The sequence below is a fragment of the Geomobilimonas luticola genome, assembly GCF_018476905.1.
Classification (GTDB): Bacteria; Desulfobacterota; Desulfuromonadia; order Geobacterales; family Geobacteraceae; genus Geomobilimonas; species Geomobilimonas luticola.
Window position 1 is genome coordinate 1,393,813 of record NZ_JAHCVK010000001.1, and the last position, 24,374, is coordinate 1,418,186.

At 60.8% G+C, this 24,374-nt stretch carries 19 protein-coding genes; 6 read left to right on the forward strand and 13 right to left on the reverse strand.

Going from position 1 to position 24,374, the window contains the following annotated elements:
• Positions 1-186 precede the first annotated feature (186 nt).
• The 11 genes from KI810_RS06605 to KI810_RS06655 all read right to left on the reverse strand — a co-directional run bounded on the left by KI810_RS06605 (position 187) and on the right by KI810_RS06655 (position 12,799).
• Positions 187-660 carry a dihydrofolate reductase gene (locus KI810_RS06605; protein WP_214174642.1) on the reverse strand — a complete coding sequence of 158 codons (474 nt, stop codon included), beginning with the start codon at positions 658-660 and terminating at the stop codon, positions 187-189.
• Entirely contained in the window at positions 657-1,730 is a 1,074-nt protein-coding gene (locus KI810_RS06610; RefSeq protein ID WP_214174643.1) for a phosphatase PAP2 family protein, read from the reverse strand. Before KI810_RS06610 ends, KI810_RS06605 begins: the two co-directional genes overlap by 4 nt.
• A gap of 60 nt (positions 1,731-1,790) precedes the next feature.
• Positions 1,791-4,151, reverse strand: coding sequence for an endonuclease MutS2 (locus tag KI810_RS06615; protein WP_214174644.1), 2,361 nt, complete (start codon positions 4,149-4,151; stop codon positions 1,791-1,793).
• Between the two features lie 165 nt (positions 4,152-4,316).
• On the reverse strand, positions 4,317-4,706 hold the full coding sequence (locus KI810_RS06620) for a peptide chain release factor family protein (protein WP_214174645.1): 390 nt from the start codon (positions 4,704-4,706) through the stop codon (positions 4,317-4,319).
• Positions 4,707-4,824: 118 nt separating this feature from the next.
• Positions 4,825-5,193 carry a bactofilin family protein gene (locus KI810_RS06625; RefSeq protein ID WP_214174646.1) on the reverse strand — a complete coding sequence of 123 codons (369 nt, stop codon included), beginning with the start codon at positions 5,191-5,193 and terminating at the stop codon, positions 4,825-4,827.
• Positions 5,194-5,223: 30 nt separating this feature from the next.
• Entirely contained in the window at positions 5,224-6,060 is an 837-nt protein-coding gene (locus KI810_RS06630) for a M23 family metallopeptidase (RefSeq protein WP_214174647.1), read from the reverse strand.
• Positions 6,061-6,283: 223 nt separating this feature from the next.
• Complete coding sequence (gene lpxD / locus KI810_RS06635) at positions 6,284-7,345, reverse strand: UDP-3-O-(3-hydroxymyristoyl)glucosamine N-acyltransferase (protein WP_214174748.1); 1,062 nt, start codon at positions 7,343-7,345, stop codon at positions 6,284-6,286.
• Positions 7,346-7,720: 375 nt separating this feature from the next.
• Positions 7,721-9,310 (reverse strand): glucose-6-phosphate isomerase, encoded by a 1,590-nt coding sequence (locus KI810_RS06640; RefSeq protein WP_214174648.1) that lies wholly within the window; start codon positions 9,308-9,310, stop codon positions 7,721-7,723.
• Between the two features lie 230 nt (positions 9,311-9,540).
• Positions 9,541-10,500 (reverse strand): arsenosugar biosynthesis radical SAM (seleno)protein ArsS, encoded by a 960-nt coding sequence (gene arsS, locus KI810_RS06645; RefSeq protein WP_214174649.1) that lies wholly within the window; start codon positions 10,498-10,500, stop codon positions 9,541-9,543.
• A gap of 83 nt (positions 10,501-10,583) precedes the next feature.
• On the reverse strand, positions 10,584-11,270 hold the full coding sequence (locus KI810_RS06650) for a TVP38/TMEM64 family protein (protein ID WP_214174650.1): 687 nt from the start codon (positions 11,268-11,270) through the stop codon (positions 10,584-10,586).
• Between the two features lie 2 nt (positions 11,271-11,272).
• Complete coding sequence (locus tag KI810_RS06655; protein WP_214174651.1) at positions 11,273-12,799, reverse strand: mercuric reductase; 1,527 nt, start codon at positions 12,797-12,799, stop codon at positions 11,273-11,275.
• Positions 12,800-12,937: 138 nt separating this feature from the next.
• On the opposite strand from KI810_RS06655, the gene KI810_RS06660 reads away from it, so the two are divergent.
• Positions 12,938-13,414 carry a MaoC family dehydratase gene (locus KI810_RS06660; RefSeq protein ID WP_214174652.1) on the forward strand — a complete coding sequence of 159 codons (477 nt, stop codon included), beginning with the start codon at positions 12,938-12,940 and terminating at the stop codon, positions 13,412-13,414.
• A 123-nt stretch (positions 13,415-13,537) separates the two neighbouring features.
• Positions 13,538-13,873 carry a hypothetical protein gene (locus KI810_RS06665; RefSeq protein WP_214174653.1) on the forward strand — a complete coding sequence of 112 codons (336 nt, stop codon included), beginning with the start codon at positions 13,538-13,540 and terminating at the stop codon, positions 13,871-13,873.
• A 76-nt stretch (positions 13,874-13,949) separates the two neighbouring features.
• Here the strand turns inward: KI810_RS06665 and KI810_RS06670 are convergent, their stop codons facing one another.
• Together KI810_RS06670 and KI810_RS06675 are read right to left on the reverse strand one after the other, a co-directional pair.
• Positions 13,950-15,233, reverse strand: a complete 1,284-nt coding sequence (locus KI810_RS06670; protein ID WP_214174654.1) for an O-acetylhomoserine aminocarboxypropyltransferase/cysteine synthase family protein — start codon at positions 15,231-15,233, stop codon at positions 13,950-13,952.
• A gap of 171 nt (positions 15,234-15,404) precedes the next feature.
• Positions 15,405-15,662 (reverse strand): hypothetical protein, encoded by a 258-nt coding sequence (locus tag KI810_RS06675; protein WP_214174655.1) that lies wholly within the window; start codon positions 15,660-15,662, stop codon positions 15,405-15,407.
• A 278-nt stretch (positions 15,663-15,940) separates the two neighbouring features.
• Between KI810_RS06675 and KI810_RS06680 the strand changes: the two genes are divergently transcribed.
• The 4 genes from KI810_RS06680 (at position 15,941) to KI810_RS06695 (ending at position 23,716) form a co-directional block, all read left to right on the forward strand.
• Positions 15,941-16,303: a hypothetical protein gene (locus tag KI810_RS06680; protein ID WP_214174656.1), complete on the forward strand. Its 363-nt coding sequence runs from the start codon at positions 15,941-15,943 to the stop codon at positions 16,301-16,303.
• A gap of 36 nt (positions 16,304-16,339) precedes the next feature.
• On the forward strand, positions 16,340-16,792 hold the full coding sequence (locus KI810_RS06685) for a PAS domain-containing protein (RefSeq protein ID WP_214174657.1): 453 nt from the start codon (positions 16,340-16,342) through the stop codon (positions 16,790-16,792).
• A 45-nt stretch (positions 16,793-16,837) separates the two neighbouring features.
• On the forward strand, positions 16,838-17,170 hold the full coding sequence (locus KI810_RS06690; RefSeq protein WP_214174658.1) for a cupin domain-containing protein: 333 nt from the start codon (positions 16,838-16,840) through the stop codon (positions 17,168-17,170).
• A 369-nt stretch (positions 17,171-17,539) separates the two neighbouring features.
• Positions 17,540-23,716: a CxxxxCH/CxxCH domain c-type cytochrome gene (locus tag KI810_RS06695; protein WP_214174659.1), complete on the forward strand. Its 6,177-nt coding sequence runs from the start codon at positions 17,540-17,542 to the stop codon at positions 23,714-23,716.
• Positions 23,717-24,374: the final 658 nt, after the last annotated feature.

Below are 24,374 nucleotides of genomic sequence, written 5' to 3' on the forward strand. Positions count from 1 at the left end.
TTAATAAATTGTTCTTTGACTTGAGTCAAAAAATGACGGGTTGGTTCGGGCAATACTATCCAGGAGAGCGTTTTTTGTGGAGGTTCATGGGTGAGATGGTGCAACCCGAACGACAAAGCCCCGACCATGACGGCGGGGCTTTGTGAGCACTGCTTCCGTTGAGACCGGGGCTTCCGGTGAAACCGCCTACCGGTGACGCTTCAGGACGAGCCAGCTGAAAGGGGGGGGGCCATCTCTTTCCTCGCGCAGCACTTCCCTGAAATCCCCTGGTATCTCCGGGAAAAAGGTGTCTCCCTCGTAGTAACGGTGGACGACCGTGAGGTAGATCCGGTCCGCCCGCGGTAGTGCCTCCCGGTAGACCTCACCGCCACCGCCGATGAAGACCTCATCCGCTCCGGTGCAGGCGGCCAGGGCATCTTCCAGGCTGGCGAATACCTCCACCCCCTCTGCCCGGAATCCCGCGGTCCGGCTCAGCACCAGGTTGCGCCGGCCGGGGAGGGGACGGCCGATGGAGGCGAAGGTCGTCCTCCCCATGATGACCGGGTGTCCCGTGGTGAGTTCCCGAAAATGCGCCAGATCGGCGGGGAGGTGCCAGGGGATGCCCCCCTTGCTGCCGATGACCCGGTTTTCCGCCATGGCGGCGATGAGGGAGACGATCATGGCGGATCCCCTCCTTCCGTATCTCTTGCGGAGATATATTCCATGGTGCGGCCGGTCAGAGTGGTGACCAGTATTCCCAGGTAGGTGCCGGCGACCAGGTCGCTGAGGAAGTGGTAGTCGGTAAGTATAAGGGCTATTCCGAGGATGAGCACCGCCAGGACAGAGGGGACGCGATACCGGGGGAAATGGTACCAGACGGCGGCAAAGAAGGCGGTAAAGACCAGCATGTGTCCTGAGGGGAACCCCCCGTCTCCGTGAAACCAGGTGAAACCGAAGGAGCCGTGGTGGTGGAGCCAGCTCCGCGTATACCCCCTGCCGAAAATCCCCTGGAGCAGCTTTTTGAAAACATAGGCGAGGGGGATGGCGGTGGCGGCGAGGAGCAGGAACCTCCCCTTTCCACCGTCCCGCCCGCTCCGTTGCACGAGGAAATAGTCGATCCACATGGCCACCGTGGCAACGCAGACCAGGGGGAAGAGGAGGTCCGGCATCCTCCTGGTGCCGAGGAAGGAAAGGTTCCAGGATCGCAGAAAATCCAGGACAGCACGGGCCAGCCATGCATCCACGTAGTGATAGCTGATGCCGACCACCAGTGTCGCCAACAGGAACAGTCCCGCCTGGTAGCCGAGGTTGACGTACCTGCTTGACCGCATCAGGGAGTCCCCCTGTTCCCCGTTCTCACGGTCATGGCGTTGCCGGTGGTGCTGGTCACTCCCCTTGTGGTTTCCCAGCCAGTAGCCGACTCCGGCAGCAACAACAGCGATAAGGATGACGATAAGGAGGGTGGCTGCCGATTTGCGTCCGAACTCGTTCAAGATGAACATGCCGTGGGCGCCTGCCTGGCTAAGGGGATCCCGGGTGGCCAGGTAGATGCCGAATATCTCCAGGCTGGCGGCCGAAAGGGCGAAGAGGAGTACCCTCGTCCAGCTCCAGCTGCGGCTGAACACGCCGAGCAGACCGGCGACCAGCACCAGCGCCAGTCGTTCCCCCCAGGGGATGAACGTCATGGCGGCAAAGGCGAGCGCCACGTATCCGACAAGGGCGGTCAGTGCCGCCAGAATATCTTTTCCCATCGAAGCTCTTCCTTTCAGGTGCTCCAGGCAGATGACGTTTCGTCCCTGGGTGCCATCCCCTTACCGGAGCGTTACCACGGTCACGCCGCTTCCCCCCTCGAACGCCTCTCCTTCCCGCACCTCCCGTACCAGCGGGTGACCGTCCAGAAACTGCCGTACGCCGCGCATGAGGGCGCCGGTCCCCTTGCCGTGGACGATCCGCACCTCGCCGTACCCCGCCAGGGACGCATGGTTCAGGAATTTCTCCAGGTGGGGGAGGGCGTCGTCCACCCGGCTGCCGACCAGGTTGAGTTCTCGCGTCGGCGCTTCCTCTTCCGGCGCCGGACGCTTCCCCTTTACACCACCCTTGGCGGCCTTCCCCCGAGGCGGTGCAACGCCGTCCAAGGGGACTTCGATCTCCAGGGCGCCGGCCCGGACCCGCAGCCGCCCCCGCCCCGTGTCCAGCGCCACAACCTGGGCGTCGTACCCGAGGGAGCGGACAAAAACCGTTTCCCCCACGGCAATTTTGTCGGGGGGGAGTTCCTCCTCGGGATGGAATTCCCGCAACCGCGTCTCGGCCTGTTCTTCTAGTTCGGCGACCTTCTGCCGTGCCGCCTTATTCTTCTCCCGCCGTGCTTCGTCCAGAATGGCGTTCACCTCCCGGCGTGCCGCCTGGATGACCTCCTTCGCCTCCCGGTGGGCCTTCTCCATGGCATCCCGCTTGTCCCGTTCCGCCGCTGCCAGCCGTTCCTTCAGCTGCGTCTCACGGGTGGCCAGGTCCCGGTTATGACGTTCCTGTTCGGCCAGGAGCAGGTCCTGGCGATTGCGCTGCTCCTGCAGTTCTCCCAGCAGGGCATGGAATTCCGATTCCATTCTACCCAGAAGACCACGGGCGAAGTCGATGAGCCGGTCGGGGAGGCCGTAGCGGCGGGCGATCTCCAGGGCGTGGGACTGGCCCGGTTCCCCGCTCTTCAGTTTGTAGAGGGGGGTGAAGGTCTGTCGATCGAACTCCATGGCGGCGTTGACCATCCCCTCCCGCTGGTGGACGAAGCCGACGATGTCGGTCAGGTGGGTGGTGGCGAGCACCAGCGCCCCCTGCTCCTGGAGCTCCTTCAGGACGGCGCAGGCGATGGCCGCCCCCTGGAGCGGTTCGGTGCCGGTCCCGAGCTCGTCCAGGAGCACTACGGTGCGGTGGTCCGCCTTGCGGACGATGCCGGCGATACGGTTCACGTGGGAGGAGAAGGTGGAGAGGCTGGCCTCGATGGACTGCTCGTCACCGATGTCCACCAGCAGTTGCGACGCCAGGGGGAAGACGGAGGTGGCGGCAGCGGGAACCGGGATGCCGGAGAGGGTCATGAGGAGAAGGAGCCCTGCGGTTTTTATGGCGATGGTCTTGCCCCCTGCGTTGGGACCGGTGATAACCATGACCCGGCTCGGCGTTTCCCCCGGGGTTTCACTTCCCAGGTCAAGATCAAGGGGCACCACCCCCCGGCCGCTCTCCCGTGCCTGGAGAAGGAGGAGGGGGTGGCGTGCCCCCACCAGCCGGAGGCCGGTTCCCCCCAGGCGGGGGACCTCCCCCTGCACCAGCTCTCCGAAGCGGGCGATGGCGTTAAGGAGGTCGAGGAGGACGAGGGAGGCAAACTGGGCGGAGAGGGGCTCGGCCTCCTCCCGCAGCCAGCGGCAGAGTTCGCGCAGGATGCGGATCTCCTCCACCTTCTCCTCGGCGACCAGGTTCTCCAACTCGTTGGCCAGGCCGATGATCTCCAGGGGTTCCATGAAGGCGGTCTCCCCCGAGTTGGAAACGTCGTGCACAACCCCGGGGACCATCCCCTTGGAGTCCATCCGGACCGGGATCACCCACCGGCCGTTCCGCTGGGTGATGAAGTCGTCCTGGAGGAAGATGGCGGTCTGTCGCTCCCGGACGATCTCCTCCAGCCGTCGGCGGATCCGCTGGACCAGCCCCCGTTTGCGGCCGCGCAGGTCGTGGAGGAGGCGGGAGGCGGTGTCGAGGATCGCCCCTTCGCTGTCGAGGGAGCGCTCCAGGGATTCCAGCAGGTCGGGAAAGCCGGTGACGTGGCCGGCCAGCTGCTGCAGGCGGGGGATGTCGGTCCGGTAAGCGATTTGCCGGGCGATGGCGGTCATGATGCGCAGGACCGGCATGAGCAGCGCCAGGTCGCGGGGGTCGAGCACCGCCCCGGTGGGACGGACCTGGGCCAGCACCGGCCGGATGTCGGCGAACGTGGCAAGGGGGAGGGTGATGCCGAGCTGGGCGAGGCGGCGGATCTCCTCGACCCGGGCGAAGCGGGTTTCTATCTCTTCGCGATCCGCCAGGGGAGCGAGCCGGTCGATCTCATCGACCGTGGCGTCGCTGTGGGCAAAGCCGGCGACGAGCCGGACGATGCGAGGGAACTCCAGGGTGCGGAGGGTTTCGGTGGTGATCATTTATTAAAGCCTTTGTTCAAACAGAATTGGCAAGATAAACCCAAAAAAAGCAATAGAACGCGGAAAAAGCGGACAAGGCGGATAACTGCGGATGTGAAACCGAAAAACTTGCTTTTGTTTTCTTTATCAGATTTTTCCGCCGGTACCGTGTACTATTCGCCTTGGTTAGGGGCTTTCCTGACTATCCTTGTCAATTTCGGGTTTGGTGTATTTCGTCGTTGCCTTGCGCTTGCGTCGCGCCTTCTGCCGGCGGAGCTTGTCAGCCTTGTCGTCCTTCGTGGTGGGGAGCCCGTTGAAGGCTGCCAGTTTCTCCGCCATCTCCCGCCGGGCCAGGAAGCGGTTCAGGGACTGGCTCCGCTCCGCCATGCACTTAACCTCCAGGCCGGTGGGGCGGTGGCGGAGCCAGATGCAGGTGGCGGTCTTGTTGACGTGCTGTCCCCCTGCGCCGGAGGAGCGGACGAACCGTTCCTCCATATCCTCCTCCCGGAGTCCGACCGCGGCCATCCGTTCCCGGAGCCAGCGGTTCTTTTCCTCGCTGACGGCAAAGTTAGTCATGATTCCTTGTACCACGAAACGGAAGATTGGGCCAGTTCCTGGAAAGGTTAATGCTTTCGACGCAAAAAAGCCCGCATCCGCGGGCTCTTGGCGTGCTGCCGTTTACAGATGGGCTTGTTCACGCTTCCACGGGCTTGAACTCGATCTCCAGGTTGTTCTTCTGCATGGAGGAGCGCCCGTCGAACTGGCCTCCCTCGGCAACCGACAGTCGCGTGGTGACGATGTCGCCGCACAACTCCCCCTTCGGCTGCACTTCCACGCTCTCGCTCGTGCGGGCGTTGCCGGTGAGCTTTCCCCCGACGATCAGCGCCTTGGCCGTCACGTCCCCCAGGACAGACCCCCCCTCGCCGATGATGATGCAGTCGGCGACGAGATTCCCTTCGAACCTGCCATCGATCTTGACCGTCCCCTTCGAGGTAAGTTCCCCCTTGATGGTCGTTTCCGGGCCGATGAGAACTTCCAGTTTCGGGTGCTTGGGGCTGAACATGCGGTCAGGCTCCTTTCTCTGCAGTGCGTATCAGTTGCTCGCCTCGATGAACGGCTTCGGGTTCACGCTCTGGCCATTCTTCCAGACTTCATAGTGGACATGGGGGCCGGTGGAGGCGCCGGTGGATCCCGAGTGAGCGATGACCTCTCCCCGCTTCACCGTCTGTCCGGGGCGGGCCAGGTTCTTGGAATTGTGGGCATATACCGAGCTGAAGCCGTAACCGTGCTCGATGACGACGATATTGCCGTTGCCGGCGTTCCGGCCGGCGAAGCTTACCACCCCATCGGCCGTGGCGTGCAGGGGGGTTCCCTTGGAAAGGGTGATGTCGATGCCGGTATGGAACTTCCGGCCGCCGTAAAGGGGGTGCTCCCGCATGCCGAATCCGGAACTGACCTCTCCCGTCGCCGGCCACCCATGGGGGGTTGCCTGGAAGACGTCGTGCTGCTTGGCGAGGTACGACTTTATCTCCTGCACCGATTCCACCGATTCGGTGATCTGCTTCTTGAGCGCCTCGACGTCGATGGAGCCCCCGTCGTCGGTGGGGAGGTTGCTGAGGACCTCCTTACGGGAGCCGAGGGAAAAGAGCTTCCGGAATTGGGATTCGGACTGCTTGAGGGACGCCATGGTGGATTCCATCTCGTTGAACTGGCGGGACATGGCGGTGTACTGCTTCTTCATCCGGTAGTAGTCGAAGGCCTGCACGGTGAGGGAGGCGGTGTAGACCAGCCCCAGGCAGGAAAAGGCACAGAACGCCAGGGCGAGAATGAACGGGATCCGGATGCTGCGTGCGCTGAAGCGTGTGTGTGGCACCAGCATGATGGTGATCGGCGTGTGTATCTTTCTGATCAGCAGGCGGAGCTTGTGCATCGGCAACATCCTCGACCGGTCCAGCCGTTCATTAAGAATGGAGAAAAAAGGGAGGCAAGTTTATCCCGTTATCGGGGTAAATTCAACAAAAAATCATGGAAAAGACCGTGTAGAGCGGCTTGGAGGGGGACGAGCGGGCTGGTGGAATAGCAGTTTTATCTCAACCGACTGCACATACAAGAAAGGCCACGCCAGGCGTGGCCATGGGGGGGTGGTAATAATCTCAAACTGCCAGGGGAGTTATTTGGAGCGGCTCCAGTTGTTCTTCCACCTTGCTCAGTCGCGCCCCCATCCTGGCAAGCGTCTTGCGCATTTCGGGCAGATGGGGGAAAACGGCGGCAGCCTTGAGCCTCGTCTGGTGTGGGATGGCCGGGGTGCCGCTCAGGATCTCGCCGGCTGCCACATTGCCGAAAACACCCGATTGACCGGAAATCATGGCGTTGTCACCGATCACGGCATGGTCGACGATCGCAGCCTGCCCCCCGAGGGTTACATGCCGCCCGAGTTTGACGCTGCCAGCAATGCCGGTTTGTGCCACGATGATGCAATCCTCTCCGATCTGGCAGTTGTGAGCCACCTGGACGAGGTTGTCGATTTTCGTGCCGCGTCCGATGCGGGTCGTCTCAAGGGCTGCCCGGTCCACCGTCGCATTGGCCCCGATCTCCACGTCGTCTTCTATGACGACGTTGCCGATTTGGGGAATCTTTGCCCAGGAATGGCCATCCGGCGCGTAACCGAAACCATCCCCGCCGATGACCGTGCCGTTGTGGATGGTTACCCGGTTCCCGATATGGCACCCCTCGCGCACCGATACTCCCGCGTGCAGCGTAACGTCATCTCCCACGACGACACCTTCGTAAAGGGTTACATTCGGATGAAGCGTCACCCGGTCGCCGATACGGACACCCTCGGCAATAAAGGTACCGGGATAGACGGACGCCTCCTCGCCGATGACGGCGCCAGTGTCGACAAAAGCCCCATCCATTATTCCCCTGGCCTTTCTGGGCTTGGCGGAGTACAGGGCAAGCAGTTTGGCGAAGGCGAGGTAGGGACTTGCCACGATAAGGGCATTGCGGTCAAAGTGGTCGGCGTTGGGGGGGATGATAACCGCCGTCGCCCGTGTCGACTTTACCTTGGGGGCATACTTGATGTTGGCAAGAAAGGTTATCTGCCCCTCAGTCGCGGTATCGAGCGTTCCGAGACCTCCGATGCTGACCGTAGGGTCTCCTATAACGCGGCCGCCCAGATAATCGGCCAACTCCTGCAATGTTTTGTTCACGCGAATTCCTTTTCTACACTTACCACGTTGTGAGAATGGTGAGCGGGTTCAGTCTTGCGGCGGAATGGGGCCATTTCTGCTTTCCCCGTTCGTGGTGGTCGGTGTGTGGACTCGCTGGTGCGGCCTCGGTGAGGTCAATAGGATGTCGCCTTATGCGGTAGGAGGCAGTGGCTGTTGGAGGAATTTACGGCTGGTATTGTCACTGATTGAATGGCTTGAACTTGATACGAGTATGCATGGTACCAATAATGCTTGTAAAAGTATATTAAATAGACGGACGGATTTATTATATAAATTCAATGCATGGCCTGTGATCTCATGTCTGGCGAAAAAGCCCGCTGATGCGGGCTTTTTCATGTGCAGAAATGCATGTGACGGCAGTTACCCCTTTGCCGCAAAGCTGCCGGTGCAGAATGATTCCGACCGTTCCATCTCCACCCCGTGATCGGGGTTGGCCGCCAGGTGGAGGAGGATGCGGAAGACCGTCTCCGTTTCCTCTTCGCCCAGTTCTGCCGCCAGTTCTTCGGCCGTAAAGGCCTTTCCCGCGATCCTGCGCAGGGCGGCAAGAATGTTCCCCTGCAGGGCCAGTACCTCTCCGGCCGCTTTTTTTCCCGCTTCCACCCCCGGCTGGTGGTAGGCGTTGATGTTGACGAGGCTGGCGTAGAGGCCTACGGCCCGCTCGTAGAGGGCAATGAGAGCGCCGACAGCCCGGGCATCAAGCTTTTCTACGGTGATGGTCATGGATTCACGCCCGTTGTCGTAGAGGGCGGTGCGGGTTCCCTGGAGGAAGCCGGCCAGGTAGTCGCCACTGGTGACGTCCGGTTCCACCAGGAGCGACCTTCCCTCCCGGTCGGCGAGCACCTCGATGAAGGTGGCGAAGAAGTTGGGGATCCCCTCCCGGAGCTGCTGGACGTAGGCGTGCTGGTCGGTGGACCCCTTGTTGCCATACACCGTCAGCCCCTGGTTTACCACCCGCCCGTCCAGGTCCGTCTCCTTGCCGATGGACTCCATGATCAGCTGCTGCAGGTAGCGGGAGAAGAGGAGGAGCCGGTCCTTGTAGGGGAGGACCACCATGTCCTTTGTTCCCCTTCCGTCCGTGGCGTAGTGCCACATAAGAGCGAGGAGTGCCGCCGGGTTGGCGCGGGCGATCGGGCTGCGGGTCGTTTCGTCGCAGAGCCGGGCACCTGCCAGCAAACCGTCGATGTCGAGCCCCTGGAGGGCGGCGGGGAGGAGCCCCACTGCCGAGGTGACGGAGGTCCGCCCTCCCACCCAGTCCCACATGGGGAAGCGGGCGAGCCATCCTTCGGCGACAGCGGTCGCGTCCAGCTCGCTTCCGGCACCAGTGATCGCCACGGCGTATTTGCCGAAGTCGAGTCCCGCCTTGCGGTACGCCTCCCGGGCCTCCAGCATGCCGTTACGTGTCTCCTTGGTGCCGCCGCTCTTGGAGATGACGAGGGTGAGGGTCTCGGCAAGGGCCGGCCCGATTTCCGCCAGCACCCGGTCCATGCCGTCCGGGTCGGTGTTGTCGAAGAAATGGACCTTAAGCCGGTCCGCAGCCGATCCGAGGGAGTCAGCGACGAACTGGGGGCCGAGGGCCGAGCCGCCGATCCCCACCACTAGGAGACGGGTGAAGGGGCGTCCGTTCGGCGCACATACCTTGCCGGCGTGGATGTGGGCGGCGAACGTCTGCACCCGTGCCAGCGTGCCCTCGATCTCCGTAGCGATGGCCGGGGTGGGGGCCAGGGACGGGTTGCGGAGCCAGTAGTGCCCCACCATCCGCTGCTCGTCAGGATTGGCGATGGCACCTCCCTCCAGGGCGGCCATGTCGGTGAACGCCTTCTGGATGCCGGACTCCATCCGATCGAAGAAATCGGGCGGAAAGTTCATCCGGCTGATGTCGAGCATGAGCCCCAGTTCGTCGCTGACGTAAAGGTATTCCTGGTAACGCTCCCAGAGCTGCCGTTTGTCCATGTGTCCCTCCAGAAAATCTTTTGTTAACCACGAGGATCAAATAAACTTAAAAGAAGAAAATCCAACAATCATTAACGCAGAGACGCAAAGACGCAGAGAGCATCAAAACCTTAAACCCGTTATTAACTTTGAAGATTTGTCTTTTGTATTTCTTTGCGTCTCTGCGCCTCTGCGTCAAAGCCTTTGTTTTTAGCCCATTTTGGCTCTTCGTAGAGACATGTCTTTCACGGTTATACCGCCAGAGCCCCGGTACAGCTCGATCCCTCGCCGGCGGTGCAGCAGTAGCAGTGCTGGGCGAGGAACAAGTCGGTGCCGGTCCGGGCAGCCGACTCCAGGTCGTCGATCTTCAGGATGCTCCCGTCGTCGCCGGTGATGGGGAGGCCGATGGCCTGGTTGAAGTCGCAGTTGTAGAGAAACCCTTTCCAGTCCACGCTCACCAGGGTGCGGCACATGATGTTGCCTGCCGCATCGGGGTTGAAGCGGGTGGCGAGCTGGTTCAGGTAGCGGTCGTAGGCTCCCTGGGCCTCCAGGTACTCCCGGAAACGGCCGATGGGGGCATTGGTGATGGTGAAGAGGTTGTTGAAGTGGATGCCGTACCGTTCCAGAAGCTCCTTCTTGTAGGCGGCCTCCAGGTGTCGCTGGGAGCCGGCGACGAAATCACCACCCGGGTTGTAGACCAGGTTCAGTTCCAGTTCCTTGCCGTACCCCATGGCGTTGAGCTGCTGCAGGGCGGCGATGCTCCGACCGAAGACCCCTCCACCCCGTTGACGGTCAACGTTCTCCTCCTGGTAGCAGGGGAGGGAGGCGACGATAACCAGCCCCTGTTCCCGGTAGAACCGGGTGAGCCATTCCATCCCCGGTTCGTCGATAACCGTCAGGTTGCTCCGCACCATGCGGCGCGGGGAGAGGCCGGCGGTCATCTCCACGAGGTGGCGGAAAAGGGGATTCAGTTCGGGGCAGCCGCCGGTGATATCCAGGATGGTCCCCGGACGTCGGGTGAGGAGGGCGGCAACGGTCTCCATGACCTCCCGTCCCATGACCTTTTCCCCCCGGGGAGAGGCCCCCACGTGGCAGTGCCTGCAGGAGAGGTTGCAGCGGTCCCCCAGGTTGAGCTGGAGGGTCTGCAGGGTATGGAACTTCACATAGCCCGGGTTGATCTGTCTGAGGCGTTCCTTGAAAGCGGCTACCATCTATGGCTCCGAGAATGGTGAAAAGTGAATCGTGATATGTAAAAACTGCTTTTGTGCATAAATAGGGTTTTCCCGGTCCCGGATCACTGGTCCCGGGTTCCGGTTTTTTTCATTTTACCATATACCACCGGCGCCAGGGCGAACAGACCGAGGAGGGCGAAGGAACCGAGCACCCGGGGGGAGGCCACATCCCCGGCGGAGGTGATGGTGGCGAGGCTGGCGCCGGCATTGCAGTAGACGAATCCGCCCGGGATGATCCCCACCAGGGTGCCGATGACGAAGGTCCGGAGCGGCAGGCGGGTGATTCCCGCCGCCAGGTTGATGAGGAAGAAGGGGAAGACCGGCACGAGCCGCAGGAAGAGGAGATAATGGAGCCCCCGCTCCTCCAGTTCACGGTTGATCCTTTCCAGTTTCGGGCCGAACCGGGTGAGCACCGCATCCCGCAGCAGGTAGCGGGTGACGAGGAGGGCGAGGGTGGCACCGACGGTGGCGCCGATGACGGCATAGAGCGTTCCCAGCACCGCACCGAAGATCGCCCCGGCTGCCAGGGAGAGGATCGCGGCGCCGGGAAGGGAGAGGGCGGTCTGGACAACGTAGATTCCCATGAAGCCGGCTATCATGCCCACCCGATGATCTCCATAATAGTCGAGGAGAGCCTGGCGGTTCTCCTTCAGCGCTTCCAGGGTGAAGAACCGCCCCAGGTCCAGGACGAAAAAAAGCACCAGGGCGGCAATGATGGCCAGTGCGATGGCAAGCTTTTTCCCGTTCACCGTCACCCCCTCTGCCAGGCGAGCCAGGCGGACAGCATCCGTTTCACGAAGGGGGTGAGACGGGCCCGGTTGTGGGCGTCGGCCAGCTTCCTGATCGCATCCGCCTGGGTCGGGTAGGGGTGGATGGTCCGGGCGATTGCCGAGAGACCGAGACCTTCGGTGATGGCCAGAGAGAGCTCGTTTATCATCTCGCCGGCATGGCGGGCGACGATGGTGGCGCCGAGGATGCGGTCGCTCCCCTTTTTCAGGTGCACCCGGGCGAACCCTGCCGTTTCGCCGTCCAGCACGGCCCGATCCACATCGGCGAGCGGGACCGTCAGGGTGGTTACCTCGATCCCCTTCGCATCCGCGTCCTGCTCGTACATTCCCACGTGGGCGATCTCCGGGTCGGTGTAGGTGCACCAGGGGATGGTGAGGGCCGATGACTTCTGCCGTCTCAAGAAGAGGGCGTTGGCGATGACGATCCGGGCCTGGGCGTCGGCGGTGTGGGTGAATTTATAGGGGGAGCAGATGTCGCCGGCGGCGTAGACCCGGGGGTTGCTGGTCTGCAGGGTGTCGGTCACCGTGACGCCCACCTTTGCATCGTAGGCGATACCCCCCCGTTCCAGGTTGAGTCCCTCGACGTTGGGGGCTCGGCCGACACCGAGGAGTATCCGGTCGACCAGCACCTCTTCCGTGACCCCGTTCCGTTCCATGATGATGGCCTTGCCGTCGCCCCGCGTTTCGACGCGCAGGATGTTCACGCCGAGCCGCAGCTCTATTCCTTCCCGGATGAAGGCGGCGTGGAGGATGTCTGCTGCATCACGGTCTTCCCGGCCGAGAATCCGGGGTGCAGCTTCGATCAGGGTGACTTGGCTGCCAAAGCGGGAGAAGCTCTGGGCAAGCTCGCAGCCGATGGGGCCGGCGCCGATGACCGCCAGCCGTGTCGGCAGCTCGGTCAGGGAGAACACCGTCTCGTTGGTGAGATACCCCGCTTCCTTCAGGCCGGGAATGGGGAGGGCAGCCGCCCGGGCGCCGGTGCAGACGACAGCCCGGTGGAAGAAGAGCCGGGTGCCGGCAACCTCCACGCAGTCCGATTCCGCGAAGGACGCCTGCCCGAAGTAGACATCCACCCCCAGTTCGTCCCGGAACCGGCGGGCTGAATCGTGGGGACTGATCTCGCTCCGGAGCCGGCGCATCCGCTCCATGGCGGCGGCAAAGTCGACGGTGATGCCGACTCCCCCCCGGGCACCGAAGCCGGCACCGGTACGGGCGTCGTGCACGGCCCGGGCCGACCGGATGAGCCCCTTGGAGGGAACGCACCCCACGTTCAGGCAGTCTCCCCCCAGCAGATGCCGTTCGATAAGGGCCACCTTAGCACCCAGGCCGGCGGCGCCGGCGGCGCAGACAAGGCCGGCGGTGCCGCCGCCGATCACCACCAGGTTGTACCGACAGGTCGGCACCGGGTTGACCCAGTCGTCGGGGTGGACGTTGGCGACGAGTGTGCGGTTATGGTCGTCGTCGGGGAGAAGGGGGGTGATGTTGTCCATGGGCTGCTCCTGTCCGGTGTGAAGCCACATAGTAGCAGAATTGCCCCGATAATCAAGCCACCAGGGAGTGATGGCGATTCGGGGTGCAAACTGCCATGAAGCATGCTATATGAAGGTTAAAACAGCCTTGGAGGTCCCATGTCCGCAGCCGACAAACTCATGGAATTCCTTGCTCCGCAGCTCGACACCGAGATACATGTCGGCCCCTGGCTCGCAATCGACCAGGAACGAATCGACCGCTTCGCCGCGGCGACCGGCGATGTGCAGTGGATCCACACCGACCCGGAGCGGGCCCGGCGGGAGTCACCCTACGGTGCCACCATCGCCCACGGTTTCCTGACCCTGTCACTTCTCCCCTACCTGACGGAGAGTAACCATCCCGACTTCTTTCCGCGGAATTATCCGGGGATGCGGCTACGGGTGAACTACGGCCTCAACCGGCTTCGTTTCCCCACGCCGGTGGTGGTCGGTTCCCGCATCAGGGCGCGCACCCATCTCTTGGCCACGGAAAGGATCGAGGGGGGCGCGCAGATTACCTACCGGCTTACTGTGGAGATTGAGGGTGGGGAGAAGCCGGCCTGTGTGGTCGAATCGCTCTACCGCGTCTACGAGTGAGTTTCGGCCGGGAGTCGCCCTTCCTGTCAGGGAACGCCGAATAGCCGTTGACAGGCTATCCGCACACGTGTATGTTGAACGCCATTGATTCGAAAAACTGAATGTATCAGCAAAGGAGTGCCCATGAACAGAGTAGTCATCATCTTCCTCTTTGTCGTTGCCATAGCCGTGTCGGTCGTGACCAATGCCGTCACCGCCACTTCCGCACCGGCCGAGCCCGCGGCGACGGTGGGAAAATGTGCCAACTGTCCGAAACAGATGGATTGCGCAAACTGTCCGAAAAAAGCCACGTGCGACTGTGCCAACTGTCCCGGTCCGAAGGATTGTCCGCAGATGAAAGGGGCACAAGGAGAGATTAACTGCGCCAACTGCCCGCAGAAGGAGTGTCCTAACAAGGAGTGCCCCCAGCAGGCGGCGACCGTGCCGTGCGACAAGTGTCCGAAAAAAGGGGGCAACTGACGGACCATCCGTCGAGCCCCACCATAAAAAAGCCTGCCGATTTCCGGCAGGCTTTTTTTCGTTGTGAAGAACGGACTTACTTCTGGCTGGTCGCCAGGGCCTGATCCACATCGGCGATGAGGTCATCGATGTGCTCGATGCCGACAGAGAGACGGATCAGGTCGGCAGTGACGCCGGAGGCGGCCTGCTGCTCAGGGGTCAGCTGGCGGTGGGTGGTGCTGGCCGGGTGGAGGACGCAGCTGCGGGCATCACCCACGTGGACCACGAGGGCGACAAGTTTGCACGCCTCCATGAACTTCTTGCCCGCCTCGGCCCCCCCCTTGATACCGAAGGTGAGGACACCGCTGCATCCCAGCGGCAGATATTTCAGTGCTCGGTCGTGACTCGCGTGGCTTTTCAGCCCCGGATACTTGACCCAGGAAACGGCGGGGTGACCTTCCAGGAATTGGGCCAGGGCCAGGGCGTTGTCGCTGTGCCGCTGCATCCGGAGCGGCAGGGTCTGGAGCCCCTGGGTGAAGAGAAAGGAGTTGAAGGGGCTTGGCGTCGCCCCCAGGTCGCGCATGAGCTGGACCCGTGCCTTGATGATGTAGGCGAGGCTGCCGAAGGTCTTCACGTACTGGAGCCCGTGGTAGGATTCGTCGGGTTCGGTCAGTTCCGGGAAGCGGCCGTTTCCCCAGTCGAAGTTCCCGCCATCGACGATGATGCCGCCGACGCTGGTGGCGAGGCCGTCGATGTACTTGGTGGCCGAATGAACGACTATGTTGGCCCCATGCTCGAAGGGGCGGCAGAGATAGGGGGTGGCGAAGGTGCTGTCAATGACCAGCGGCACTCCCTTCTCCCGGGCGATGGCGCCGAACTTGGCGAAATCGAGGACGTTCAGCCCGGGGTTGCCGATGGTCTCGGCAAAGAGCGCCTTGGTGTTGGGGCGGAAGGCCTTGAGTATCTCGCTGGCCGGGGCTTCCGGATCGACGAAGGTCACTTCGATCCCCATTTTGGGGAAGGTGCAGGCGAACAGGTTGTAGGTGCCTCCGTAGAGGGTGCTGGCGGTTACGAAGTGCTGGCCCGCCTGGCAGATGTTGAAAATGGCGAGGGTCGTGGCTGCCTGGCCGGCCGAGGTGGCCAGGGCTCCGACTCCCCCTTCCATCATGGCGAGTTTCTGTTCGAAGGCGTCGGTGGTGGGGTTGCCGATGCGGGTGTAGAAAAAGCCCGCCTCCTCCAGGTCGAAGAGTTTCGTCACGTGTTCGGCGCTGTCGTACTTGAAGGTGGTGCTCTGGCAGATGGTGACGACGCGAGGATCCCCCGGCTTGGGGGCGTACCCCCCCTGGATGGCCTGGGTCTCGATTTTCCACGCTGGTTTCATGGATGCAGCTCCTTTCGGCGGGTTTCAGGCAGGACGGGTTGGTTCTCCACAGTGACCTGCTTGGTATCTGTAGTGACAAGCCGGGAAATCATAGCAGATTAGACCTGCTTTGTCACACGGTTCATCGTGGCCAACACCTCCATGCCGGGTTCCCTTGAGCGGCCAGCCCGGTCAATGGAGCGCAAGCACCGCGTCACCCACCATCCGGCGGACAGCACTTTCCTCCACGAACTCGAACAGCCCCCCCCTGCCGAAGGCCACCTCCACTCCATTTCGTCCGCGCCGGACTTCCACCGCCACTTCGCACACCCCGTTCCCCAGAAGGCCGTAATAATGATGCTCGATGGTTCCGGCACGGCGATGGGGTTCCCTCCTGCGCAGGTCAAAGTAGACTGCCTGGTCATGGTTGTCGTTGGTCAGATAGATCACGGCATACCTCCTTCTGTGTTATAGTGCCATGCTATCAGAGTATTGCGACAAAATATGTCTCACACCAGTATCTGGCTGCGCAATTAGCTGCCGATTGGGTGCTTGCGGACATTATGGAAGGAAGATGACGACGAATGGGATCCTGGATGCACCGGTAGCATTCACGTTCCGTGGAGAGGGTCAAGCCGATATGGACAATCCAGTGGTGCGGGGTGGAATCAGAGTGTTGATACGGTGGCGATCAGGCGCCGCCGGGTACTTCTTGGCAGGGGCGCTTCGTGGTGCTGCGTCGTTTTCCCGAGGTTGACCCACAAGCCTTCACGGAAGAAAGCGGTGATCAGGCCGTCGCGGATGAGATCGGAAAGGCGGGATTCCAGCGCAGGGACACAGGTGTCGTTCGAACAGCGGACAAGTACGACCATGACGTTTTTCTCCTTGTGCATCGTTCTGCGGTTGATGAAAAGAAAACAGGTCTCAGTTCGCGAACAAGCCGATTAGGGAGTGTTAATATAGCTAAAAGCTGTGGGCGTGGCAAGGAAAAATTTTACGCAGGTAAAATCTACCCTGAAGATTTATACGGCCGCTTGGCTAACTGGGCGCCTTTGACCTGGGTCAATTGCATTCCCGTCGTTGCGCTGTAGAGTAAGAGCATAAAATGACAGGAGGTACATTGCACTATGGCAGATTATTCTTTTGACCATCTCAGCCGGGAAATCGTCGCTGGCTGCAGCGAGGCGGTGCTCTTTTCCGACCGGGAGGGGCTCATCCGGTTCTGGAATCCTGGAGCCGAGAAATTGTTCGGCTTCAGCCGGGAAGAGGCAATCGGGCAGTCCCTGGATATCATTATTCCGGACAAGATGCGGGAAAGGCACTGGGACGGTTATTACCGGGTCATGGCTACGGGGGAGACCCGGTATGCCACCGAACTCCTCACTGCACCGGCGCTCTGCAAGGATGGCCGCCGTCTTTCGACCGAGTTTTCCATGGTGCTCGTGCGGGATGACAAAGGGGTCGTGCAGGGGGCCGGGGCAGTCATACGGGACGTAACCTCCCGCTGGGAGCGGGAAAAAGCACTCAAAGAGCGCTTGTCCACCCTGGAAACCCAGGCTGTGCAGGCTAAGTCTGCATAAACAAAGATCTGCCGGCATGCCGGCTCACGGAAAGAGAGGATGACCATGAGCGAGGAAACGACGAATCTTGCGGCCCGGGCGCTGACCATGACCGAGCTGATCGCCTACCAGGAGGGGGCAGTGGTGAGCCGCACCCTCATCGACAAGAAAATAGGTACGCTCACCCTGTTCGCATTTGGCGCCGGGCAGGGGCTCTCTGAGCATACGGCCCCCTATGACGCTGTCGTCCAGATAGTGGACGGGGAAGCGGACATTACTATTGCCGGGACGGCCCACCATCTCGTGGCGGGGCAGATGATCATCATGCCCGCCAACCAGCCCCACTCCCTGCGGTCCGATCAACGCTTCAAAATGCTCCTCGTGATGATACGCGCCTGAAATAAATATAAATACTTGGTCAGGCAACGGTTTTTGCCCCAAGTCATTTGCCGCTAGACCGCCTTTCCGGGAAAACCCCAGGAAGGCGGTTTTTTTTGTATGGATTTACCATTCCAGGATCGGTGGATGCAAACAGTCGGTAATCATTACAGTAAATGAATAATCGGGTTGATGGCACATAACTTGCTGTTAATCATAGGGTTTTGTTGTCTTTATTCTGGGCGTGTTATGGGGGGTTGCGTCAAAAACCGATATGATTTGGCGTGGTTCATATGTTTTATGATTAATTAATAACTTCTAGGCAATAGCCGTCATAGCACGAGCATGACAGGTTATATAACTGGTATAAAAACATACAGGAGCCAGACCATGAAAAGACACTGTGCATACATTATTGGGCCGATGGTGCTGGCCCTGCTGGTTGCAACAACGGTCTTTGCGGTCGACTATCCCCATAACACGGCCAACGGCTACACCTGCAGCGGCTGTCACCAGAGCCACAGCACCCTGGGGACCCAGGGGTACACCAATCTCTGCCTCACCTGCCACAATCCCGCTGACGGCAAGGGGGGGAACAAATCCTTCGTTCCAGGGGACGCCGCCAACCCGTTCGGCAACGCCACCTCGGCGCGGCCCGGCACCCTCTACCAGACCTCCCATAACTGGGCAGGTTCGGACAACGTTCCGCAGGCGGGGGCGCTGCCCCCCCTCAACCCGCAGATGACCAAGGACAACATGCGGGGAACCATCAGCTGCGTCCGCTGCCACAACGTCAAGAACCCCCGTTCCTCCGCCTTCAACTCCGCGCCGTTTCTGCGTTCCCTCAACGAGCGGGACGAGATGTGCCTCGACTGCCATCGGCAACGGAACAGCAGCAGTCACTTAAGCGGCTCCCACCCGGTCACCGTCAGCTACTCCGGGGCGACCAAGGCGCGGCCGGCAGCGTTTTACAGCGAACCGGTCAACAGCAACCTGGGCAATCCGACCTCAGCCCTGAAACTTATTGGCGGAGAAGTCCTCTGCACCACCTGCCACCGGGTGCACTTCGCCGACTCCGCCAGCGCCACCTACGACAGCGCCACCAGCGCCCGGCAGGGGAGCCTCGTTCCGTCCGGGGGGAAACTCCTGCGGACCGACCTGCGGGGGGCGAGCGCCGCGGCGCCCAACATCTGCAGCGACTGCCACGCCGGGAAGGGTTCCCACAACAACAAGGGGCAGAACGTGCAGTGCGCCGACTGCCATAGCGGACACGTGGCGTACGACGCCAACGCGGTGAGCGACGAGGAAAAGCGCCCCAACGTCTTTCTGATCCGGCGGTACATGAACATCTCCAGCAGTGCGGGAGCGGTGCGCAACGGGCGAGTGTTCTTCCAGTACACGGGGAGTAGCCGCAACTACGTCGACTACCGGGGTACCGGGGTCTGCCAGGGATGCCATGCCGTGCCGCAGGGGGCGGGGTATCCCCCCGAGCATGCAAGCAGCGAAGCCAACGTCTGCGCCAGCTGCCACGGCCACCAGAGTGCCATCGGGTCCTTCTCCGCCAGCTGTTCCAGCTGTCACGGCTATCCGCCGCCGGCCGCGGCAGCCGGTTACGCGGGGGTGAACGAGACCACCTCCCCCCACCGGCGGCACGCCGGTGGGGGGGTGAACTACCAGTACAGCTGCAACGAGTGCCACAAGGGGAACAGCCACAACACCGGCACCTTCCAGGATGTGTACCTCGACCGGACCGGCATCCTGGCCGGCTCATCTGCAACTTACGATATCGCGACCCGCACCTGTTCCGGTACCTACTGCCATGGTGGCAGTAGCAGCTGGCAGAGCAACGGGAGCCAGCCGTCTCCCCGCTGGGCGAACCCTGCCGACGCTGCCTGCGGAGCGTGTCATTTTGCTAGTAATGCAAGTGCTAACAACGCTTCACCAAGCCACGTCATGCATGCATATGTCTATGCGATATCCTGTACCACCTGCCACCCTTCCCGATTTTCGGGAGATCGCCATGTTGACGGCTCGGTACAGTGGCGCTTCTCTTCGGGCAAGGCAACAGTTGGCGTACTTGGTGGTAAATATGACCGGGCGGGTGCCACCACAAGCGATGGTGGAAAGTCTGGAGCATCCAATAACCTTGCGGGGACCGGTAACGGTACCTGCACGAACCTTTACTGTCATTCGACGGTCCAGGCCGACGGCGGGGTCGATGCCCCCACGTATGGTTCGCCTGTCTGGGGTACGGATCTTGGCTCATGCAATTCGACCTGTCATGCGGTTCAAGCCGGTAGCCATGGTTCAACGACAACCATAACAACCGGCAGCCATACAAAGCATCTTGCGTATAACTTTGGTCAATCACTTACAAATTCGGTACTTAACTGTCCGACCTGCCATCTGTGGAATCCTTCTCCCACACCCGGTTGTGGAGGCTGCCACATCTCTCACGGACCAGGACCACAACCTCTGTTCCCAGCGGAGATATTCACAACGCATGTGAATGGCTCAATAAACGTCGCTTTCAGTCCTCTGTTCACTCCTGGTACTTACAATGGCAGTTCTATTCCCCGCAGCGGTTACGGCAACTGCACCAGCCTCTACTGCCACAGTAACGGCACCTCCGTAGCCACTGGTACCGTCCCGGTCACCACCACACCCGCTTGGGGTTCCGGCAGTCTGACCTGCTCCGGATGCCACGGCAATCCACCTGCGTATGCAACCGGTTTGCCCAAGGCCAACAGCCACCAGCGACATAACTTTACCTGCAACAGTTGCCATAATGGCACCACCAGTGACGGTACCACCATCACCAACGCAGGCAACCACGTCAACCGGGCCTACAACGTCGATCCGGGCGGCGGGGCATCCTTCAGCTATACCTTTAACACGACAGGAGGCTCCTGCAGTGCCATATCCTGCCATGGCGCCACCAGCGCCCAGTGGGGGGCAAGCTCCTGCCTCGGCTGCCACTCCGTAGCCCAGGGTAGCCGTGCAGCGGTCACCGGCCAATTCGGGGGGAGCTCCCACCATGTCCAGGGAGAGCTGACCGACGCCAAATGCTACCAGTGCCACTGGGAGGCCAACAGCAACGGCACCATCAACAGCGCCTATCATGGCGGAGCGGCCGCTTCCGGCTCGCCGGTAGACCTGGTCATCTACGGTGCCGCCGCCCGTCCGACCACCTTCACCGCCGGGGCCACCGCGGTCCAGTACACCGCCGACGGGTCGCGGGGACAAATCGAGAAAGTGACTAGCCACTGCCTGGGATGCCACAGCGACCAGAACAATACCACCGACCCCTTCGGCGACGGCAAGACCCCCAAACAGTACGCCTGGGACGGCACCAGCGTCGCTGCCCGCTATGCCCAGACCGGCAAGACCACCTGGGGCAAATACTCCACCGTCGGCAACGCGGCCCAGAAGCGGATTGCCAAATCCCTGTCGGCCCACGGCAACGCGGCGGGGAACCAGCGGGGTTGGAACACCAGCACCGGTGTGGATGGCGCCATAACGAACACCAGCGGCGGCACCGGTGTCCAGTGCTACGACTGCCACAACTCCCACGGCTCCAGCGTGGCGGGGATCACCAGCCGCTACTCCAGCGCCACGGGCAAGAAGCGGGGCGGGCTGCTGAAAGAGACCGTCACCGGTCAGGGGGGCTACGCCACCAGCTACAAGCCCCAGGCGGGAGGGAGTGCAGCGGACAAGAACGTACGCAATCCTGGGGCCAGCATCTGCCTCGACTGCCACCTCAACCAGACGGCAACCACTACTCCCTGGGGCTACGGCTCCACCTACGGTGCGACTCAGGCGATCCTCGGCTACTGGGATGCGCCGAAGTACCAGGATTACAGCACCTCCGGCGCCGAACGGCGCTATCCCTTCAAGAAAAAGAACCCGGTGATGGGTGGTCACTACGGCGCCTCGGCACCGCTGTCCAGCACCCCGACAGGGTCCATCGACGGGCTCTGTACCCCCTGCCACGACCCCCACGGGGTGAGCCCGACCCTGGGGGCCAACCAGCAGTATGCGGTGCCGCTCCTGAAAGGTACCTGGCTCACCTCCCCCTACAAGGAGGATACGGCGCCGCAATATGATATTGGAGGCACCATCCGCGCGGACTATGGTTACGAAGGTGCCACGTACCGTATCGACCAGAACACCTTTGCTTCTGGCAACATCACCCAGACCGCCAGTCAGTCGGCAGGTTTGTGCCTCGGCTGTCACCCCAAAACCGCCCTGACGAACGGAACGACCCATACCTGGAAGAGCAAGGACAGGGTTCACGAGTCGGTGATGGACTGGAAAACCGCTCCCGGGACAAGGCAGCACAGCTATTCCTGCTCAAAATGCCATACCTCCCATGACAACTCGGTACTGCCGCGCCTGATGGTCACCAACTGCCTGGATGGGCGCCACAAAGGGCGGACCGCATACAATCCAAATCCGGCGATCACCGGGTCCGGTGCCGGAGACTATGACGGCTGTTACGGCCCGGCATGTTCTAGCCCGGCCTGGTACTACTCTTATGACTTGTGGGCATCCGGAAGCGGCCGCATCCCCGGAAACTATTACGGGGGAGACGGGAGTAATAGCCAGATAAGCTGTCACGAAGGAAACACGGGCAGTGGCACGGACCAGGGTTGGAATGTGGTTACGCCGTGGGCCATTGTTTATCCTCCCTCGGCACCGACCGGCATATCGGCTATCTCCGGCAATACCCTGTTGACATTATTCTGGACTGCCGGTACGGGTTCCTCCTCGTCGCTTATCCTCTATGGCACTGCCAGCGGAGTCTACGGGACCACCATCGATCCGGCCACATCCCCGCGGACAATCACCGGGCTTACCAACGGTGTAGTCATCTATTATCAAGTCGGCGCCAAGAACCCGGCAGGCACTGCCTGGAGTAACGAGTACAGTGCAACGCCTGCAGCTCCACCGACCGTTATCTCGCCGACCGCGACGGCAATTGCCAGAACCACAGCGACCCTTGGGGCGAATGTGGCCTCTAACGGAGGATCGGCACTTACGGCCAACGGCACCTGCTGGGGACTGACCGCGAATCCGGTTACCAATTGTGTCGACCAAGGCTCTCATGCTATCGGGGTATTTACCCAGGACAGAACCGGTCTTACCGAAGGATCGCGTGTCTACTATCGTGGGTATGCGACAAACTCGGCAGGCACAGGCTACTCTCCAGGAGGTACTATTTACACAGAGCCGACACAGCCCACTACCCTAAGCTTTACAAGTGTGGGTGTTGCCGGGATAACGGTTAACTGGGCAACAGGCAGTAGCGGTAATGCGAAAAATGTGATCGTGGTGATGAGATCCGGTTCGGCAGTTAACTCCGATCCAGTCGACGGCGTTACCTATACGGCCAATGCGGCATTTGGCAGCGGCACACAGATAGGCACCCTGAATTACGTTGTCTATAAGGGGACAGGAACCACGGTTGCAGTAACCGGCCTTTCGCCAGGCACCACCTATTATGTAAAGGTTTATGCGTTTGCGGCAGGCGCAGCTGGAACCGAGAACTACAACATCACGTCTCCACTTGCCGGCAGTCAGGTCACCAGCACGCCAACGGCACCGACCCTCACTTTGCCGACCGCGACCGCAATCGGCACCACCACGGCGACCCTTGGGGCGACTGTGGCCTCTAACGGAGGCGCAGCCATTACCGCGCGCGGCACGGTCTGGGGAACATCAGCGAATCCGACTGGCAATGCTGTGGCAGAAGGGGGGACGGCAACGGGCATCTTCACCCTTGGAAGAACAGGACTGACAGCCGGCACGAAACTATACTACCGTGGTTACGCGACAAACGGCACAACAGGATATTCCCCTGATGGCAGCTTCTATACGGAACCGTTGACACAGGCGTCGGGGGTGAACTTCACCGCAGTTGGCTCAACGGGTATGACCGTGAACTGGACGCGGGGGAGCGGTGACGGGGCCATAGTATTGATGAAGCAGGGGTCAGCAGTGAATTCGGACCCGGCAGACGGTACGTACACTGGTTATACATCGAACTCGGTATTCGGCGGGGGCACGCAGATTGGCGCAGGCAATTATGTGGTGTACAAAGGTACAGGCGCCAGTGTTGCGGTAACCGGTCTGGCTGCCGGCACCTCATATTACGTGGCGGTATATGAATACCAGGGGACTGTGGACACCTTCGGCACGAACCAGGGAACTAACTACAAACCAACCCCGGTAACTGGAAACCAGTCCACCAACTCAGGGGCAGCGCCGCCAGCGATTCCCACGCTTTCATCGCCATACTCAGGATTTAACGGTCAAGTCGGTTTTGAGGATGAGTACACCCCGTTAGAAATTTTAGTTTGGAATGCAGCCTCGGGGGCCACTGAGTATTACTGTGAAGTCTTGAACTACGGTGTCGTCGTCTCCAACAGCGGCTGGACTACTGCCTTATCGTACGACCCGGGCGACCTGCCCGACAACACTGATTACGATTGGCACGTCAAGGCGCGCAACGTAGAGGGTGAGAGCGGCTGGAGCGAAACCTGGACCTGGTTCGACCAGTGGTAAGGGTAAACTTTGAATTCAGCGCATAAACCAGCTGCACGACTGGTTGAAGTGCAAGAAGCTATTAAGTAAGCGCTTCACCGATGCTCCTCGTGATGATATGTCATGAGCTTTTCATCTTCTTTGCAGTACATAAGCCCGCACCTGCGGGCTTTTTTATGTCCGCAGTCTTGGAGGTAGCAGCTACGGGCGACAAAAATCTTGTTTGTTTTGCCGTATCAGTCATATGGCGGAACACATTTCCTGACGCAAAATATTTCAGATATCTCTTCCCCCCTTGACGGATAAATCCGTTGAACCCATCTCACTGTAATGTATACACAAAATTACATATTCGTATTTCTTTGAAATATTATATGGATTGTTGGCAATTTACGTGGTTTTTGGCGTTAGTTTTGCTTAATTACTTATTGGATAATTGGTTTCAAGATTGAAGATATAAGCGCTAACGTTCGGGATCCCGCCACCAGCGCTTAGTTGTTCGATCTGGATAACTCCATCATCCGATCTAGTGGGATGCCAACTAAAAATAATGTGTCTTGGACGGTATGATAATGATGAACCTCAAGGGGGGTATATGCCATCCGTAATGAGAAACCTCTTTACCGTAACGGTGATAGCGCTAGTGGTGCAGGTGATATGGCAGGGGGGTGTTGCGAGT